Annotated in this window: 13 protein-coding genes and 1 tRNA gene; 5 read left to right on the top strand and 9 right to left on the bottom strand. The window is 58.2% G+C overall.

Going from position 1 to position 16,712, the window contains the following annotated elements; genetic code table 11:
- Nucleotides 1-180: 180 nt before the first annotated feature.
- The 3 genes from feoB to ACZ6ZO_RS07005 form a co-directional block, all read right to left on the bottom strand.
- Nucleotides 181-2,115, bottom strand: coding sequence for a ferrous iron transport protein B (gene feoB / locus ACZ6ZO_RS07015; RefSeq protein ID WP_465291550.1), 1,935 nt, complete (start codon nucleotides 2,113-2,115; stop codon nucleotides 181-183).
- The gene (locus tag ACZ6ZO_RS07010; protein WP_465291548.1) at nucleotides 2,112-2,393 is read right to left on the bottom strand and encodes a FeoA domain-containing protein; all 282 of its coding nucleotides are present in this window, start codon (nucleotides 2,391-2,393) and stop codon (nucleotides 2,112-2,114) included. Before ACZ6ZO_RS07010 ends, feoB begins: the two co-directional genes overlap by 4 nt.
- 156 nt (nucleotides 2,394-2,549) lie before the next feature.
- A complete protein-coding gene (locus ACZ6ZO_RS07005) occupies nucleotides 2,550-3,482 on the bottom strand; it encodes an AraC-like ligand-binding domain-containing protein (RefSeq protein WP_182386712.1) in 933 nt (310 codons plus the stop codon).
- 129 nt (nucleotides 3,483-3,611) lie between these two features.
- Here ACZ6ZO_RS07005 and ACZ6ZO_RS07000 point away from each other — a divergent pair, with 129 nt between their 5' ends.
- From ACZ6ZO_RS07000 to ACZ6ZO_RS06985, 4 genes are read left to right on the top strand one after another with little or no spacing between them, the layout of a single operon-like run.
- Nucleotides 3,612-5,012: an aldehyde dehydrogenase family protein gene (locus ACZ6ZO_RS07000; protein ID WP_465291546.1), complete on the top strand. Its 1,401-nt coding sequence runs from the start codon at nucleotides 3,612-3,614 to the stop codon at nucleotides 5,010-5,012.
- A gap of 9 nt (nucleotides 5,013-5,021) precedes the next feature.
- A complete protein-coding gene (locus tag ACZ6ZO_RS06995; RefSeq protein WP_232843327.1) occupies nucleotides 5,022-6,413 on the top strand; it encodes an amino acid permease in 1,392 nt (463 codons plus the stop codon).
- Nucleotides 6,414-6,432: 19 nt separating this feature from the next.
- Entirely contained in the window at nucleotides 6,433-8,103 is a 1,671-nt protein-coding gene (locus ACZ6ZO_RS06990; RefSeq protein ID WP_208768870.1) for an alpha-keto acid decarboxylase family protein, read from the top strand.
- 15 nt (nucleotides 8,104-8,118) lie between these two features.
- Nucleotides 8,119-9,171, top strand: a complete 1,053-nt coding sequence (locus ACZ6ZO_RS06985) for a histidinol-phosphate transaminase (protein WP_465291543.1) — start codon at nucleotides 8,119-8,121, stop codon at nucleotides 9,169-9,171.
- Between the two features lie 314 nt (nucleotides 9,172-9,485).
- On the opposite strand, the gene sucD is transcribed toward ACZ6ZO_RS06985, so the two are convergent.
- From sucD to ACZ6ZO_RS06970, 3 genes are all read right to left on the bottom strand, one after another.
- On the bottom strand, nucleotides 9,486-10,370 hold the full coding sequence (sucD, locus tag ACZ6ZO_RS06980; RefSeq protein WP_465291541.1) for a succinate--CoA ligase subunit alpha: 885 nt from the start codon (nucleotides 10,368-10,370) through the stop codon (nucleotides 9,486-9,488).
- 16 nt (nucleotides 10,371-10,386) lie between these two features.
- A complete protein-coding gene (gene sucC / locus ACZ6ZO_RS06975; RefSeq protein ID WP_465291539.1) occupies nucleotides 10,387-11,562 on the bottom strand; it encodes an ADP-forming succinate--CoA ligase subunit beta in 1,176 nt (391 codons plus the stop codon).
- A gap of 165 nt (nucleotides 11,563-11,727) precedes the next feature.
- Complete coding sequence (locus ACZ6ZO_RS06970) at nucleotides 11,728-12,372, bottom strand: CPBP family intramembrane glutamic endopeptidase (RefSeq protein ID WP_182386718.1); 645 nt, start codon at nucleotides 12,370-12,372, stop codon at nucleotides 11,728-11,730.
- A 109-nt stretch (nucleotides 12,373-12,481) separates the two neighbouring features.
- On the opposite strand from ACZ6ZO_RS06970, the gene ACZ6ZO_RS06965 reads away from it, so the two are divergent.
- On the top strand, nucleotides 12,482-13,924 hold the full coding sequence (locus ACZ6ZO_RS06965) for a tryptophan-rich sensory protein (RefSeq protein ID WP_465291536.1): 1,443 nt from the start codon (nucleotides 12,482-12,484) through the stop codon (nucleotides 13,922-13,924).
- 46 nt (nucleotides 13,925-13,970) lie between these two features.
- Here the strand turns inward: ACZ6ZO_RS06965 and ACZ6ZO_RS06960 are convergent.
- The 3 genes from ACZ6ZO_RS06960 to ACZ6ZO_RS06950 form a co-directional block, all read right to left on the bottom strand.
- Nucleotides 13,971-14,044, bottom strand: a tRNA-Met gene (locus ACZ6ZO_RS06960).
- 112 nt (nucleotides 14,045-14,156) lie between these two features.
- Nucleotides 14,157-15,827 carry a hypothetical protein gene (locus ACZ6ZO_RS06955; protein WP_465291534.1) on the bottom strand — a complete coding sequence of 557 codons (1,671 nt, stop codon included), beginning with the start codon at nucleotides 15,825-15,827 and terminating at the stop codon, nucleotides 14,157-14,159.
- Entirely contained in the window at nucleotides 15,808-16,449 is a 642-nt protein-coding gene (locus tag ACZ6ZO_RS06950; protein WP_465291532.1) for a DUF3558 family protein, read from the bottom strand. The genes ACZ6ZO_RS06955 and ACZ6ZO_RS06950 overlap by 20 nt, the downstream gene beginning before the upstream one ends.
- Nucleotides 16,450-16,712: the final 263 nt, after the last annotated feature.

Here is a 16,712-nt window from a genome sequence, read left to right as displayed (position 1 = left end):
AACAGGAACTACAGCCGGAGGTGGGACAAGAGCTTAGGCTTTCTCGCACTAATTCGCCGGTGTGCCCCATATGATCCATGACAAGCTCGACTGTGCCGCGAGATAGTCCGCTGTGGCGCGCGACGTCAGCCACAGTGCCACAACCAGCGCTAATGGCGGCGCGTACCAGTTCGGTGGGGGTCATAGGAACACCTTGAGGATCTGGAATGCCACGACCGCAAGCATCCACGAACCGACGAATTGCACGGCGAAGCCGAAGAGGGTCCACTTGGCCCCAATTTCCCGACGCTGCGCCGCACTAGTCGCCACGCACGGGGTGTAGGAGAGCATGAAGATCATGAAGGCCCACACCGCTGCCACCGCGTGACCGCCAGAAGTGTCCTCAAAATCTTGGCGAATGTTCTTGGACAGGGCAGATTCTGCTTGGTCTTCGGGCGCTGCGTCGGTGACATCCTCCACGGCGTAGACCTGCGCCCAGGTCGAAATAACCGCTTCCTTAGCTACAAATCCGGTGATCAGAGGACCGGTCAGGCTCCATGATCCGAAACCAGCTGGCTGGAACACTGGAGAGATTGCTTCGGAGACAACACCATAGGCGGAATCCTGCGGTGGCACATCGGCGATATCATGATCACCGCGAACCGGGATAGCCATGAGCAGCCACACCACCACAACCGTCGTGACGATGATGCCACCAGCGGTTTCCAGGAAGCCACGCAGTCGCTGCCAGGTGACCGAGCCCGCCATGCGGGCTGTCGGTAACTGATAGGTTGGCAGATCAATGACCAAGGCCTCGCTGGGCATAGCGCGCCACAATGTCGAGCGCAGCAGCAGGCCCGTCGCCACGATCAACACGATCGATAGCACGTACATCGCAAACACTGCGCTACCGGCATGGTCTGGGAAGAAGATCGTCGTCAGCATGAGGAACACGATCAACCGCGCCGAGCATGAGGTGAACGGAATGAGCAACGACGTGAGGATGCGGTGGCGGGGGCTACCCAGCACGCGAGTTGCGGAGATCGCGGGCACGTTGCAGCCAAAGCCGACCACGATCGGAATAAAAGCTTTGCCGGGCAGGCCGATAGACCGCATCACCCGGTCTGTAACCACGGCCGCGCGGGCCATGTAACCGGAATCTTCCAGGACCGCCAGGCTCAGGAACATGAGCGCAAGCAGCGGCGCAAACGTTAGTACCATGCCAACGCCACCAATGAGGCCGTCGACAAGCAGGCCGGTCACCAACGGGTGATCCCACCCTGTCGCGGCGAGCCCGTCGGAGACTACCCCACCGAACCAGCCGGTGATCAGCGTTTCCAGACTGTCTTGCAGTGGCGCAGCCACAGTGGTGGTGATCTTGAAAACCAGCCACATCACACCGAGGAAGATCAGGGGCCCGAGGAAGGGGTGGAGCACAACGCGGTCAATGCGCTGCGTCCAGGTTTCCCGCTCTTCGCCCTCCACGACGGCTGCCTTAACGGCATCGTCCAGGTCAGCAAAGCGCTTCTCGACGCCATCCCCCACGCGCACCTGCACCTTCGGGCGGCCTAGTTGCGCGAGCACAACCTGCTCCAGGTCTGCCAGCCCCTCAAACTTTCGACCGTTCACTACCACGGCTGGAATACCAGTGACCTCAGCGAGGCGCTGGACGTCGACGGAGATGCCCTGCGCTTGGGCCAGATCCATCTTGGTCACAGCGAGGACAACGCGATAGGGGTGCTCGGCAAGCTGAAAAGCGAGATTGAGTCCGCGTGCGGGAGCCGTAGCGTCAACCACAACTACCGCCAGGTCGGGGCGTTCGTCCTCGGCACGCTCGATGAGCATGTCCCGGGTGAGCTCTTCATCTGGGCTGAGCGGGTCCAAGGAATAGGTTCCGGGGAAGTCAATGACATCCAACGCCATGCCATCCTGGGTTTTCCACACACCTCGGCTCACCTCAACGGAGGTCCCCGGCCAGTTGCCGGTCTTTACTTTCGCACCGGTGAGCGTGTTAAAGGTGGTGGACTTTCCTGAGTTAGGCGCGCCAATGAGCGCCACGATTGGCGACCCCTTCGGGGCTACCACGGTGGATGCTGCAGCATGGCAGCTAGGAATGTTGGCAGGCTTGCCGCTCACAGCGTGACGTCGAGGTGACGGAGGGTGACGCGATCGATGGCATATCGCGTCGTTCCAACGGTAACGATGCGTCCGCCACCAGCAACTTTTTGGCCAAGCTTAACGCTCATGCCAGGACGGATTCCGAGTTCTTCGAGTCGCATCGCCAGCGCCGGATCACGCTCGATCGCTCGTTCAAGGCAGCACTCTGGGAGGCTAGCGCAGCAGCCGACTGGTGCTTGGTCCGCAGAGATGCAGTCTTTACGTTCGCACTGCACTCTGCTCTTGAGCTTGAACATGGTCATTACCGTTACCGCTGTACTTCCCCGGGAGAGTTTCTTAGGTCCCCCTACCCTCATCTTGGTAAGCCTTACCTTAAACTGTAAGCGGGGGAAGACAATGAGTAAGGCGCTAAAAATCCCCTTATAGCCCCTGTTCTTCAGGACCGGCTCGCGCTATCCCAACATCCGGGCCCGGAACACTCGGGGTGCTTCCCCAAATTCAGCCTTGAACACTCGAGAAAAGTGCGAGGGCTCATGAAAGCCATACTGACTACTAATGTGATGAATCGATTCTGTCGCGTGGGCAGGGTCAGCGAGGTCATTTTTCACCCGCTCCAAGCGCCTACCCCGAATATATGCCGCGACCGTGACCCCTTGAGTAGCAAACTGCGCATGCAGGTGTCGCACGCTCACGAACAGCGCAGCTGCAATCATGCCCGGCGAAAGGTCTGCATCATGGAGATTCTGCTCAATAAAAGCTGTCGCTTGCCTAAAGAGGAGATTGGCAGTTCCAGATTCCAGCTCAGCAGCATATTCCGAAGAAAACACGGAGATCAACATGTTCAACGCCGACCGCACTAAAGCTTCAGCATGTTCCCCGTCGAGCACATCAATATTGGTGGCTAGCTGCTCGAACATCGGGATGGCCACCCTCCCCAGTCCCGAGCAGCGAGAAATAGGAGAGGCGGTGAGTGCTTCAATCTGGTTGGGCGTGAAATTCAAATAGCGCTGCGGAAAATACACCACCAGCGTGTGCTGGGGTTGCTCGTACACCAACTCATAAGGCCGCTGGGTAACGTACAGAGCCAGGTCCCCCGGATGCAGCACGCAGGTTCGCCCGTCCTGCGTCATCGCAGAGGAGCCTTCAAGTTGCAAGCTGAGCTTACAGAACGGCTCACGGTCCATACCGATGGATTCGCTTGTCCTGCGAACAGTATGGGGCGACGTGATCATGTCAAAGAGGGCAATCTCCCCCAAGGTTGCCGCCGACATGCGCGCCGAGAACGCTCCGCCAGGGGCGCTCCTGATATCCATCTTTCCAAAGTGCGAGGTCACCGCACTGCGCCACTGGGCGAGGGTAAATTCTTCCGACATTGGTGGTGTCATGCCCACCATCTTAAAGTGACGCAGCGCACATTTAAAGCCAAATTGCGTGCACTCAAAGTCAACTCCTATCGCTGTGATCGGGGCAACATTGGGGAACATTCTGTCGTTTGTCCCCCAAAGGAGGCACTCATGTCTGACTTTTCAGCGCTGCTCGAGTCCGTCGTCACCAGCGAAGGCCAGGAAATCTTCAACCCAGCTACCGGAGAATCCCTCGGTTGTTGCCCAGTAGGCACTCCCGCTGATGTCGATGCCGCAGTCGCACGCGCCCGCGCTGCCGCTCCGGGCTTGGCCCAACTCAGCCATGAAGAGCGCAGCGAACTGCTCATGCGCGCCGCTGATGCCATCGAGGCAAAGGCCGAAGCCCTCGCGGAACTGCTCTCCCGGGAACAGGGCAAACCCCTCAATGGCCCGAACGCCCGCTTTGAAGTCGGTGCCTGTGCCGGGTGGTTGCGCGCCACCGCGTCCTTCGATTCGCCGGACTATGTCGCAGTTGACGCCGATGTCACCGCGACCGTGACCTACAAACCACTCGGTGTGGTCGGGGCGATCGGCCCATGGAACTGGCCCATGATGATTACCATCTGGCAAATTGCTCCGGCAGTTCGTATGGGCAACACGGTCGTCGTTAAGCCGTCGGAATACACCCCGCTGTCTGTGCTCGCTCTGGTGAAAACCATCAACGAAGTCCTCCCTCAGGACGTCGTGCAGGTAGTCACGGGCGGTGGTGACGTTGGAGCTGCCCTCTCGACGCACGCTGGCATTGACAAGCTCATGTTTACCGGCTCTACCGTCACCGGCAAGAAGATCGTCTCTGCATCTGCGGAAGGCCTCACGCCACTCACGCTGGAGCTCGGCGGCAACGACGCCGGCATCGTCCTCGACGACGCCGACCCAGCAGCCATCGCCGGCGACCTCTTCTGGGGCGCCTTCATTAACACCGGCCAGACCTGCGCAGCGATGAAGCGCCTTTACGTTCCAGCCTCGCTTTACGACGCCGTATGCGACGCACTCCTCGCCGTAGCCGAAGCCTCCCCCATGGGTGTCGGACTCGACGAAAACAACGTCCTCGGCCCGCTGCAGAACAAGGCCCAGTTCGACATCGTCGACGGCTTGGTGAAAGAAGCCGTCGCCTCAGGTGCGCGCGTCCTGACCGGCGCCAACCCTGATTACGAGGCACCCGGCTACTTCTACCCCACCACCCTCATCGCAGACATTGACCCAGACAATCCATTGGTCACCGAGGAGCAGTTCGGCCCGGCGCTGCCGATCATCAAGTACACCGATCTGGATTGGGCCATCGAACAGGCCAACTCTCTGGATGTGGGACTGGGGTCGTCCGTGTGGTCATCAGATCGTGACCGCGCCCTGGAAGTAGCAAGCCGACTGGAAGCGGGTACTACCTGGATCAACTCTCATGGCGCAGTGGATCCTCGGGTGCCGTTCGGTGGCATCAAATCCTCCGGTTACGGCGTCGAATTCGGCACCGAAGGCCTCAAGGGTCTGGCTTATCCACACATCATCAACGGCTAGGGAGGGATCTTGACCATTACTGCTCCAGATAAAGAATTCCTGCACCAGGATGACGGTCTGCATCGCGGAATGAAGTCCCGCCATCTGCAGATGATCTCGTTCGGCTCCGCCATTGGCACTGGCCTCTTCCTCGGTTCTGGTGCATCAATCCAGCAAGCTGGCCCGAGCGTGGTGTTGGCTTTCGCCATCGGCGGATTCATCATCTACTTGATCATGCGCATGCTGGGCGAAATGGCCGTTGAGCACCCCGTATCGGGTTCTTTCAGCGCATATGCACGCCATTACATTGGCCCCCGCGCAGGGTTTATCACCGGCTGGAACTGGTGGTTCACCACCATCGTGGTGGGGATGCTGGAACTGACGGCAGCGGGTACCATCATGGACTTTTGGTTCCCAGAACTACCGCACTGGGTGACAGCGCTGGTGACCCTGCTGGTGGTTACCGCTATTAATTTGGTGCATGTGGGGGCGTTCGCCGAGGCTGAGTTCTGGCTATCCTTCATCAAGGTCGCAGCTCTTATCCTCATGATTGTGGTCGGGGCTGCAATCGTATTGGGCCTGACTCCAGAACCTGCCCTGGGTATGAAAAACATCACCGAAAATGGCGGTATTTTCCCTAACGGTGCGGTTGGAGTCCTGTTCTCGTTAGTCGCTGTGATTTTCGCCTTCGGTGGCATCGAGTCCATCGGCACCGCGGCGGGCGAAACCCAAGACCCAGCAAAGACTTTGCCCAACGCCATCAACTCCGTCATCTGGCGTATTTTGATTTTCTACATCGGTGGCATGTCAATCATCGTCCTGCTGGCGCCGTGGAATCAGTTGGATACCGCCACCTCACCATTCGTGCGTGCACTAACCACAATCGGTATCTCCGGTGCAGCTACCGGGCTCAACCTCATCGTGCTAGTCGCCGCGCTGTCTGTGTTTAACACCATGACGTTCTCCGGCACCCGTATGCTTCGGGACCTGTCGCTCGGTGGCCAAGCACCACCGTTCTTCTCGGCAACCACCAAGAAGGGCGTGCCGCTGCGGGCCTTGTTGTTTAATGCCGGACTGATGGGCACCGCCGTGCTGCTCAACTACCTGTTCGAAGGCAAACTGCTCATGGTCTTCATCGCCATCATCGTGGGCGCTGAACTAATTTCCTGGTCGGCCATCGCCATCGCACACTGGAAATTCCGTAAGGAATACGCCATTAAAGGTAAGTCCTCCGCGTACCGCGCTCCCTTGTTCCCCATCGCAAACATGCTGTGCCTGGCGTTCTTCGCCATGATTGTCGTGTTGATGGCTTTCCTCCCCGACTATCGGATGGGTGTCGTCGCACTTCCACTCTGGATTTTGCTCCTCGGTGTGATCTGGGCGGGTAAACAAGCACACGAAAAGCGCCAAACGACTAACTAGAAAAGGACACTGATTCTTCATGCAGACCACCGTGGGTGAATTCATCCTCGATCGACTCAAAGCTATTGGCATTTCCGAGATCATCGGCGTGCCAGGCGACTTCAACCTCAGCTTCCTCGAGCAGGTAAAGGAAACCCCTGGTATCCGATTTGTTGGTAGCTGTAACGAGCTCAACGCGGCTTACGCAGCTGATGGCTATGCTCGCCAGCGTGGTGTTGGCTGTCTGCTCACTACCTATGGTGTGGGCGAGTTGTCCGCGCTCAACGGAATTGCTGGTGCCCGAGCTGAGCATGTACCCGTGGTGTCTCTTGCAGGTGCGCCGCCGTTGTATGCCACCGAGTATCGGTGGGCGATGCACCATTCTCTTGCGGATGGCGATTACGCGAACATGCTCGAAGCTATCGCACCTTTTACGGAAATCTCGTGTCGTGTCACCCCAATGAACGTGGTGGAGGAGTTTGACCGGGCGCTGCACACCTGTCTGCGCGAAAAGCGGCCGGTGCACATTCAGATCCCTTCTGACATCACCCACCTCACCATTGAGGTTCCTGACCAGCCATTTTCCACGGATTTGGCGACCTCCGACAAGGAGCGCTTGGAAGCTGCCACCGCAGCTGTGCTGCGACGCTTCGAGGAAGCCACCGATCCGATCATCTTGATCGACCAGGACACCGACCGCCACGGTTTCACGGAAAAGTTCCGACGGATCATCGACAAGGCCCAGGTGCCGTACTCCCAGCTCTCCTCCGGAAAGGCCATCCTTTCCGAGCGCGACCCACTGTTCATCGGCACGTACAACGGCAACGCCTCCGCACCGGGTGTGAAGGAACGCGTGGAAAACTGCGACTTCCTGGTCACCACGAATCCACGCTTCATCGAGGTCAACTCCGGGTCCTACACCCACGAGCTCCCCGAGGAACACATCATCAACTTCGGCGATCAGCATGCCAACGTCGGCGGAGAGTTCTTCGTTGGCATTAATACGCTGGAGCTTCTCGACGCCATTGCCGACCAGATCCCGGCCGCTGAGCAATCCGCGGCCGCGCCATACGAAGAGGCAGCAGTGGACGTCGATAAGCAGGCGCCTCTCACTCATGCCCGCATGTGGCCGCAGATGGTCAGCCACATCGGGGAAGGTGACGTGGTGATCGCAGAGGCGGGCACCTCCAACATCGGCCTCGGGCCGCTCCACTTCCCCGAGGGGGTGCAGTACATTAACTCGCCGATTTGGGGCTCAATTGGTTTCACCCTGCCTGCGCTGCTCGGCTCGATGTTGGCTGCCCCGGAGCGTCGGCACGTGCTGTTTATCGGCGACGGGTCCTTCCAACTCACAGCTCAGGAGCTTTCCACTATCCTGCGAGAGGACCTCAAACCGCTCATCGTGCTGGTCAATAACAAGGGCTACACCATCGAGCGCTTCATCCTCGGTATGGAGGAGGACTACAATGACATCCAAGACTGGTCCTACAATGAACTACCTAAGGTGTTCAAGCGAGATACCACCATGCAGTCCTACAGTGCCCGCACTGAAGGGGAACTGGAGGACGCACTGAACCAGATCAAGGCATCCGATGCCGGAGCGTTCCTGGAAGTGCACCTCGATCCCTTCGACGCACCACGTGGGCTGCAGGTGTTCGGCCCGCTGACCGCCGACTTTGACTACGGCCCACGCGGCCCACGCAACCCGTAACGTAAGGAGCTGTTCATGATCCGACCTGACCTTGCCTCGCTGCCTGTCTACGTCCCAGGCAAGCGCCACCCAGGGGCAGTCAAGCTCTCTTCCAACGAAACGACGCAACCGCCGCTTGCCGACGCCGTAACCGCCATGACCACTGCCGCAGCGTCGCTCCACCGCTACCCCGATATGGGAGCGGTACAGCTGCGCACCGACCTCGCCTCGCACCTTGGCCTAACACTCGAACAGGTCGCCGTGGGGACCGGGTCCTCCGCCCTGTGCCAGCAGCTGGTCCAGATCACCTGCGGCGCCGGGGACGACGTCGTATTCCCCTGGCGTTCCTTCGAGGCATACCCACTCTTTGCCCAGGTAGTCGGCGCAAACCCAGTGGCTGTGCCACTTACCGCCGAGCAAGGCGTGGACCTGCCAGCCATGGCGGCCGCCATCACCGACCGCACTCGGCTGATCTTCGTGTGCAACCCCAACAACCCCACTGGAACAACCGTCACCACGGCAGAATTCCGTGATTTCCTCGACGCCGTCCCCTCCGACGTCATCGTGGCCCTCGACGAAGCCTACTTCGAATACAACAATGCCACCGATACGCCCGTCGCCACCGACTTCCTGGAATCACACCCCAACGTCATCGGGCTGCGCACCTTCTCCAAGGCCTACAGCCTCGCCGGCGCCCGCGTCGGCTACGCTTTCGGCGCCACGGAGATAATAGAAGCGCTCAACAAGGTTGCGATCCCCTTTTCCGTGAACGCCGTCGCCCAGGCAGGCGCCGTCGCCTCCCTCAAAGCATGCGACCAACTGGACGAACGTATCGCGCACACCGTCACCTCCCGCGAACGCATCGCCCGGGAACTCGCCCCCTACGGTGCCCTGGAATCCGAAGCCAACTTCGTATGGATCCCCGCGGCCGGGCTCGCTTCGCTTGGAACCGGGCCACTCGAACTTGCCGACAAGCTCGCCGACGCCGGCGTCCTCGTCCGTGCCTTCCCAGAAGGCATTCGCATCACGGCCACCACAGATGAAGAAACCGACGCGTTTCTCACCGCATGGAAAACCGTGATTGAATAACGCATCTCAGATGGATACAGCCCCCTTCGATAATTTTTCGACGGGGGCTGCTTTGGTTGTTTGTGGGTTAAGTATGTCCGCTTTCCTCGGTAACGCCTGGTCAGGAGATTTTTCTATTGCTTTGGGGCGTTGGGGCTTTAGGGCTTTGGGGTGATTTTGTTTTCTCCCCGACATTACCCTCCCGAAGTTCGGGCTCATCGCAAAGATTTTCGAACAACCTCGGGGGCGTAATGTCGGGGTCGTGGCTCCGACCCACCAATCTCGGGGGCGTAATGTCGGGCTCAACGCCACAGCCACGCCCCCAAAACAATCAACTATTGGGCCAGCAGCTCCCGCATCAGTGCTGCAGCTTGAGATGGTGTTTTGCCGACTTTCACCCCGGCAGCTTCAAGGGCGGCTTGTTTTCCGGCGGCGGTTCCGGCACTGCCAGAGACGATTGCTCCCGCGTGCCCCATGGTTTTTCCCTCGGGTGCGGTGAAGCCAGCGATGTAGGCGACCACCGGTTTGGTGACGTGTTCTTTGATGTAGGCTGCTGCATGCTCTTCCGCGTCACCGCCGATTTCGCCGATCATGATGATGGCTTCGGTTTCTGGGTCGTTTTGGAATTGCTCGATGACGCCGATGTGGGTGGTGCCGATGATGGGGTCTCCGCCGATACCGACGCAGGTGGAGAATCCGATGTCGGAGAGTTCGTACATCATTTGGTAAGTGAGGGTGCCCGATTTGGATACGAGGCCGATCCGCCCAGGGTTGGGGGCGGTTTCGGCTGGGATGATGCCGGCGTTGGATTTGCCTGGACTGATGATTCCGGGGCAGTTAGGTCCGATCAGGCGGGTGCCAGATTCTTTAGCAAGAGCGTGGAATTCGGCGGTGTCTTTGACTGGGATACCTTCGGTAATGACGATGCACAGCGGGATTTCAGCCCGGATCGCTTCTTCCACTGCGTATTTCGTGAAAGCGGCGGGGACGAAGATGACGGTGGTGTCGGCGCCGGTGGCGCGCATTGCTTCGCGGACGGATCCGAAGACAGGGATGGTGACGTCGTTGTCGAAGGCGACGCTGCTGCCGGCACGCTTCGGGTTCACGCCACCTACGATGTTGGAGCCGGAGTTCAGCATCCGCTGGGTATGCTTTTGACCTTCGGAGCCGGTCATGCCTTGGACGATGATTTTCGAGTTTTCGTTAAGGAAGATTGCCATGTCAGTTGCCCCTTTTTTATTGCGATGCCAGTTCGGCCGCGCGGTGGGCGGCGTCGTCCATGGAGTCTGCTTGTTCGAGTTTCGGGAGGTTGGCGTCGGAAAGTATGCTTCGTCCCAATTCTGCGTTGTTGCCGTCGAGACGCACGACCAACGGCTTCGGTTCGATTCCTTCGGAGGCGAGGATGCGGAACGCTTGGACGATGCCTTTGGCTACTTCGTCGCAGGCGGTGATTCCGCCGAAAACGTTGACGAATACGGATGTGACCTGGGCGTCGCCGAGGATCACTTCAAGGCCGTTGGCCATCACTTCGGCGTTGGCGCCGCCACCGATGTCGAGGAAGTTCGCAGGCCGCGGCTGGCCGGGTAGTTCTTCGCCGGCGTAGGCGACCACGTCGAGGGTGGACATCACCAGGCCGGCACCGTTGCCGATGACGCCGACATTACCGTCAAGCTTGACGTAGTTGAGCCCCATTTTCTGCGCTTTGAGCTCCAGCGGGTCAGTTGCGCCATGGTCCTCCAGCGCTGCGTGGTCGGGGTGGCGGTAGGCGGCGTTGTCATCGAGGGTGACTTTGCCATCCAGTGCCACGATGTCGCCGGAACCGGTTTTGACCAAGGGGTTGACCTCGACGAGGGTGGCGTCTTCGGCGGTGTAGACGTGGTAGAGGCGTTTGAGGACGGGCACCAGCTTGTCGACGTCCACTGCATCAAATCCAGCCTCCCTAGCCATCTCACGTGCCAGGGTGTCCGTCATGCCATCCAACGGTGAGAAGTTCCGCTTGACCAGCGCTTCTGGCCGCTCCTTGGCCAGGGTTTCGATATCCACCCCGCCTTCCTTAGACAGCATCGCCAGGTAGCGGCGTTTGGTGCGGTCCAAGAGGATGGAGAAGTAGTACTCCTCGGCAATGTCAGCACCTTCCGCGACCATCACCTTCCGAACCGTGTGACCTTTAATTTTGAGTCCGAGGATGTCGTCTGCCACCTGCCCAGCCTCTGCTGGGCTATGCGCGAGCTTTACGCCACCAGCTTTACCGCGTCCGCCCACTTTTACTTGGGCTTTGACCACCACAACTGGGGTTGCCAGTTTCGCTGCAGCGTGTTCCGCTTGGATCGGGCTCGTGGCCACAATGCCGCACAGGACGGGGACGCCATGCTTTTCAAAGAGATCTCGAGCTTGGTACTCGTAAAGATCCACTGTGAGTCTCCATTTCAGTCAATAATCAATACCCCACATTGATATATGACTTGCCTCACAGATAACAAGGTGGTCAATTTACATCACTTTGCATAATTCACAAACACAGCGTAACAGCAAATCTTTTTGCAAAGGTCAACACCCCCGCTGTTTACCCCCTATTTCCTAATGGATTAATGGTGGGAGCAGAAAGGCCATCCCGACTCCCCAGGTGAGGTGGAGAGCCGTTGCCGAAACTAGATTTCCCGCACGCCGAGCTTCGAAAGTAGCTATCCCACCCACCAACAACGCTGCAACAATTAATAGCGGAACCCCCATCGCCATAGTGACCAGCAAGTAGATTCCTACCTGCACAATCACAGATCTTTGCCCTGGAAGAACGTTGTCAAGGTGTCGTTGCACCACATCCCTGAAAAACATCTCTTCACCCACACCATTGACCACCAAGGTGATCAACGTCAACAGCACCGTTCCTGTCCGCATATTATCTAGGAGGTCGCTGACCGGACCCGCTAGAACTGGAATCATCCTCACAGCCATAGCTCCTGCCATGAAAAAGACAATCAGCAGGCTTCCCACCAGCACCCCACGGGTGACACCGGAAAGGCCCTCCCGATAGGCATCACGGTTTCCGTAGCGCCACCACGTAACCAACCAGACTGCCGCGGTGAAGAAGGTACCAGCATAAAAGCCTGTGGAAGCTGGGGGTGACTGCGCAGCGAAGAACAACCCAGACGCGCCCAGCGTGGCGGGAAAAACGACTTGCCACAGGGCTGGTCGCTGCAAAAAAGAGGTAGTCGGTGAGGGCATGAAGCCAGTGTTGCACGAACTGAAGGATGAATTCACCCTCGTTAAAGCTGTGTACCCTGGGTGCCAATTATTGGATTAGAAAAACCACTACTGAGAGGACCTCCCCACTATGGACCAAACCACCATTCGTAAGGCCCTAGTCACGGGCGCAACAGGATATGTCGGAAGTAATGTCACCAAACGTCTATTGGAAGAGGGGTGGGCTGTGCGCACCCTGTCCCGCAGCCGGGAGAAGGCGTTAGGAATGGAATGGGGCGATAAAATCGTCGCCGAGGGAGAGCATGCGGGCGCCGGACAAGTAGAGGTTGTCGAGGGCGATGCGTCGCAGCTTTCCCACGTCCATGATGCGCTCCAGGGTGTCGACGTAGCCTGGTACCTGGTGCACTCAATGTCAGATGCCAATGACTTCAAAGACACTGAGTTGCGCATGGCTAAGATTTTCGCTTCCGCTGCAGAGGCCGAGGGGGTGAAACGAATCGTTTATCTTGGTGGCTTGCACCCCGAGGGCGAAGATCTTTCCGAACACTTGGCTTCCCGAGTAGAGGTAGGCGAGGTTTTTCTGTCCTCGCAGGTGCCTGCCGCTGTACTTCAAGCCGGAGTTGTCCTCGGGGATGGTTCGGTGTCATTCGAGATGCTGCGCCACCTTTCAGAGCGGCTTCCTGGCGCGATTGGCCCATCGTGGATCCGTAACCGTATTACGCCAATATCGGTTCGTGATGCTGTGTTCTACCTCGTTAGAGCCGCCGACCTTCCGGAAGAAGTCAACCGTACTTTTGATATTGGTGGCCCCGATACTCTCCGTTACGCAGACATGATGAAGGAATATGCGAAGGCAACCGGATTGGGGCCACGGTTGATATTGTCTGCCCCGGTAGCAACCCCTCAGCTTGCAGCCCAGTGGATTTCGCTGGTGACGCCTGTGAAAGCGCAGATTGCGCGCCCACTCATCGGCAGCCTCATGCACGATACTGTGGTGAAGGAACGCGACCTTGAGCGCTACACCGGCACCCCTGAAGGTGGAAATCTCACGTTTCGTGAAGCGATTCTGGCAGCCACAAAAGAGCTTGATACCCATCGGTGGATGCGAACGTTTACGTCGGTAAGTGCCGCGGTTGCGCTCTGTAGCGCAGTAGGTTCTGGTTTCGTGGCGACGCAAACCAAAGAGTATAAGAAGCTAGATTTTCCGAGCTGGCAACCTCCGGCGTCTGTCTTCCCTATCGTGTGGACTGCTCTTTACACCGACATCGCCATTATGAATGCGCTAGTGCTGTCCGATGAGCTGGAGGAAAACAACCGGGACTCCGCGAAGAAGCACGCCGGTGCCCTCGCAGTTAACCTGCTCCTCAATGCTGGATGGACGGGAGTATTTTTCCGCTCGCGCCGCAGAAAGCTAGCTACGGCGTGGGCTGGGGTCTTGGCGGTGAGCAGTGCTGATTTGGTGAGGCGAGCGTGGCGTTCCGCACCGCAACGTGGAGCACTGCTTTCTCCTTACGCTGTGTGGACTGGATTCGCTACTGTCCTAACCGCTGCAATCGCAAAGCGAAACGGTTAAACAAAAACTCCCTAGCCACATTGCTGTGACTAGGGAGTCTACTTAGTAGCGGGGGCAGGATTCGAACCTACGACCTCTGGGTTATGAGCCCAGCGAGCTACCGAGCTGCTCCACCCCGCGACGGGTGATAATTCACCGTGCCGTAACCTTCCGTTTTACCGGTGGCCTCGGCAACAGGGATTAACTATACACACCACCCGCCCGCTTGGCCAATCCGCAGGTCAAAAGGCAATTAACCGCGCGCCCATGCCCCGATTGGTCCCGGCACTACCGGCGGAAGATCACCCAGCAACGCATGCAGGTTGCTTTCTTCTTCTACCGCCGAGGTCACCGTCTTTACCTTGCCTCGTCGATCATCTTGTTGCGCTCCCGCCAACGGTGCACCTCCCATCGGTACCATTCCCCTGCCCATAGCGGAACCGGATCCGGATACGCTGGCTTGGGCGGGCAGCGCCGTCGAGAAGCCCGGCGCGGTCATCATGCCGGGACGCCCGGAAGCCATCCCGGCACCGACCGAACCGGCACGCCCCGCAGCACCGAACGCAGGCGCACCGCCAGCCAAAGGAGACATCGCCCCGAACTGCTGACTGCCACGCGCCAGGTCAGTCGGCCCCAGCGCCCCACCGCCACCAGCAAGCTTGCCGACGCCCCCAACAGGAGCCATCTTCCCGCCCGGCGTCCCAGCAGCCCCTAAACCGCCACCGACGGGCGAGAACTGGTACGGAGTCACTGCCGCATGCGCGCCCGTAGGCACATCTGCGACCATCCCACCTACCGGGCTGATCCCACCGAACGCACTGGAAACTTCAGTTCCGAAATCACCCAAGGATGGCAAACCAAACCCACCCATAGACGGATCAATGGCATCGAGCTGCTGCATATTCTGAGCAATCGCCTCAAAACTCCCCGGCCCCATGTTCTGAGGCTGGGCAACCAACTGCTCTAACTGCTGCGAGCCGGCCTGAATGCGGGCAATAGGACCTGGTTTGCCATTGCCGTCGACAAGCCCCATCTGCGCCTGCAGCTCCTCACCTCCAGCCGCAACCTGCTCCATCTTCATCAAATTACGAATCACCGGCATCGTGCTCTCCACCGCGGCCGGGAAGGTAGAGCCCATAAACGACGTCAAAAACTCCTGCTCAGCCGCCTTCCGCTCCACAGGATCCGGGATCATCGCAATCGCCATCTCAGCCATCGCCACATGAGCCCCACTAGCCTGCGCCACCTGCCCCATGTACTCCACAGACGTCGACATCAACCCGGCATTATTCGCAAAAACATCCGCAGCATCCGCAACCTCAAGCGCACGATCAACCGCCGCATTAATGCTGTCAGCCTTATTAATCTCAGCAATATCCCACGCGGTTGTGCGAATGTTCTCCGCTAGCTGCGCAGCATTCTTCGACATCCCCGACCACGCCTCAACTGACGCAGCCACAGCCGAAGCATCCGTCGCCGCAAACGCAGCACTCAACTCCGCCAAACTCGCCGGAATAGAAACCGAAGGCGTAGGGAACGAAAAATCCTCAAATACCTGATCAGGACGAGCAGGGAACAACGTAGACTCAGCCCCCACAGCACCGCCCTCATCAGCAATCTGCAACGCCCGCTCAGCCAACCCCTCCTGGCTCACCAACGAACGCTCCGTCGCCTTCAAACCATCCCGCAACCAAGCAACCTGCTCCGCATACTTCTGCAACGTCTGCACCGCCGAACCAGCGCCACCCTGAACAACAAGCCCATGAGAAGCACCCATCTGATCAAGCCCCGACACCTCGGAATACGCAGCGGAGAGGCCGGCTTGTTGGCCTCCTGCAAAGATCCCCTGCGCTTTGACCGCGAGAGTACCAATTTCTCCAACCTGCCTGTTTAGAACTGCAGGATCAATTTCTATATGTTCCATTTCTGATCTTCTTCTCCACTTCTGGGTAAAGGTTTTCAAGAAATGCCAATGATTGATCACAAACTTCGTTGCCACTTAACTTCTTATCCAGGTCATGAACCTTTATCTCAAACTGCCCCATGCGCGTTTGAGACGTTGAAGTACACTCATGGACTGATTCTGCATCCAACCGATACTGGTATACACCAGGGATTTCAGACTCAACGGACTCAGAAATTAGATGCTGTGTTCGTCGCACTGTTTTTTTATTGACGGAATTCATGATTACCGAAACAGACCCAAAATATTCCGAATCTTCACCGGTCGTGAAGGTGCAAATCCTAAAATCCGCTCCTGGCCAATTCCCGAAACCAGACCGCTTCCCCAACCCCGTTTTTTTGAACACTTCGTCGTCAAGCTCGGTGCATGGGTCGAAGAGGCGGAAGTTGGGATCTTTTGGGTTTAAGGTTGCGGGGGTTTGGGCGTCGATAGGCGCGGTGTCTGCACTGACCGTCGTGGTCGTTTCCCCCTTGCGTGGCGCAGTGTCCGCACCGTTGGTGCAGCTTGTAAGGCTGAGTGTGAAGAATGTGATTGCGATGGCAGTAGAGAGCACTGCAGATAGACGCGTGTGAGCTCCGCGCATGGTTTCCCCCTGTTGGTAATCAAGCGTGTATGAGGCGTTGCTGTGGTTGTAAGTCTATGTACAAGTGCCCTCATTGTCTTTAGACTCTGTGCCACCCCGAAATGGTTCCATCGGTAGGGAAAGTATTTTCTTGGGGGTGGTTTTGGGGGGTGCCCGAAGTGGTTGCGATGTCGGTGCAGGGAGAGTTCTGCGGTGGTGCTTGATAGGGATTAAGACGCTTGTTGCAGATCCCTATGTTTGTCGTGCTGCCGAGTTGTTTGCGT

Source organism: Corynebacterium sp. NPDC104732 (genome assembly GCF_055583565.1).
The sequence above is the reverse complement of the archived record's forward strand: the minus strand, read 5'-3'. Positions and strand labels throughout refer to the sequence as shown.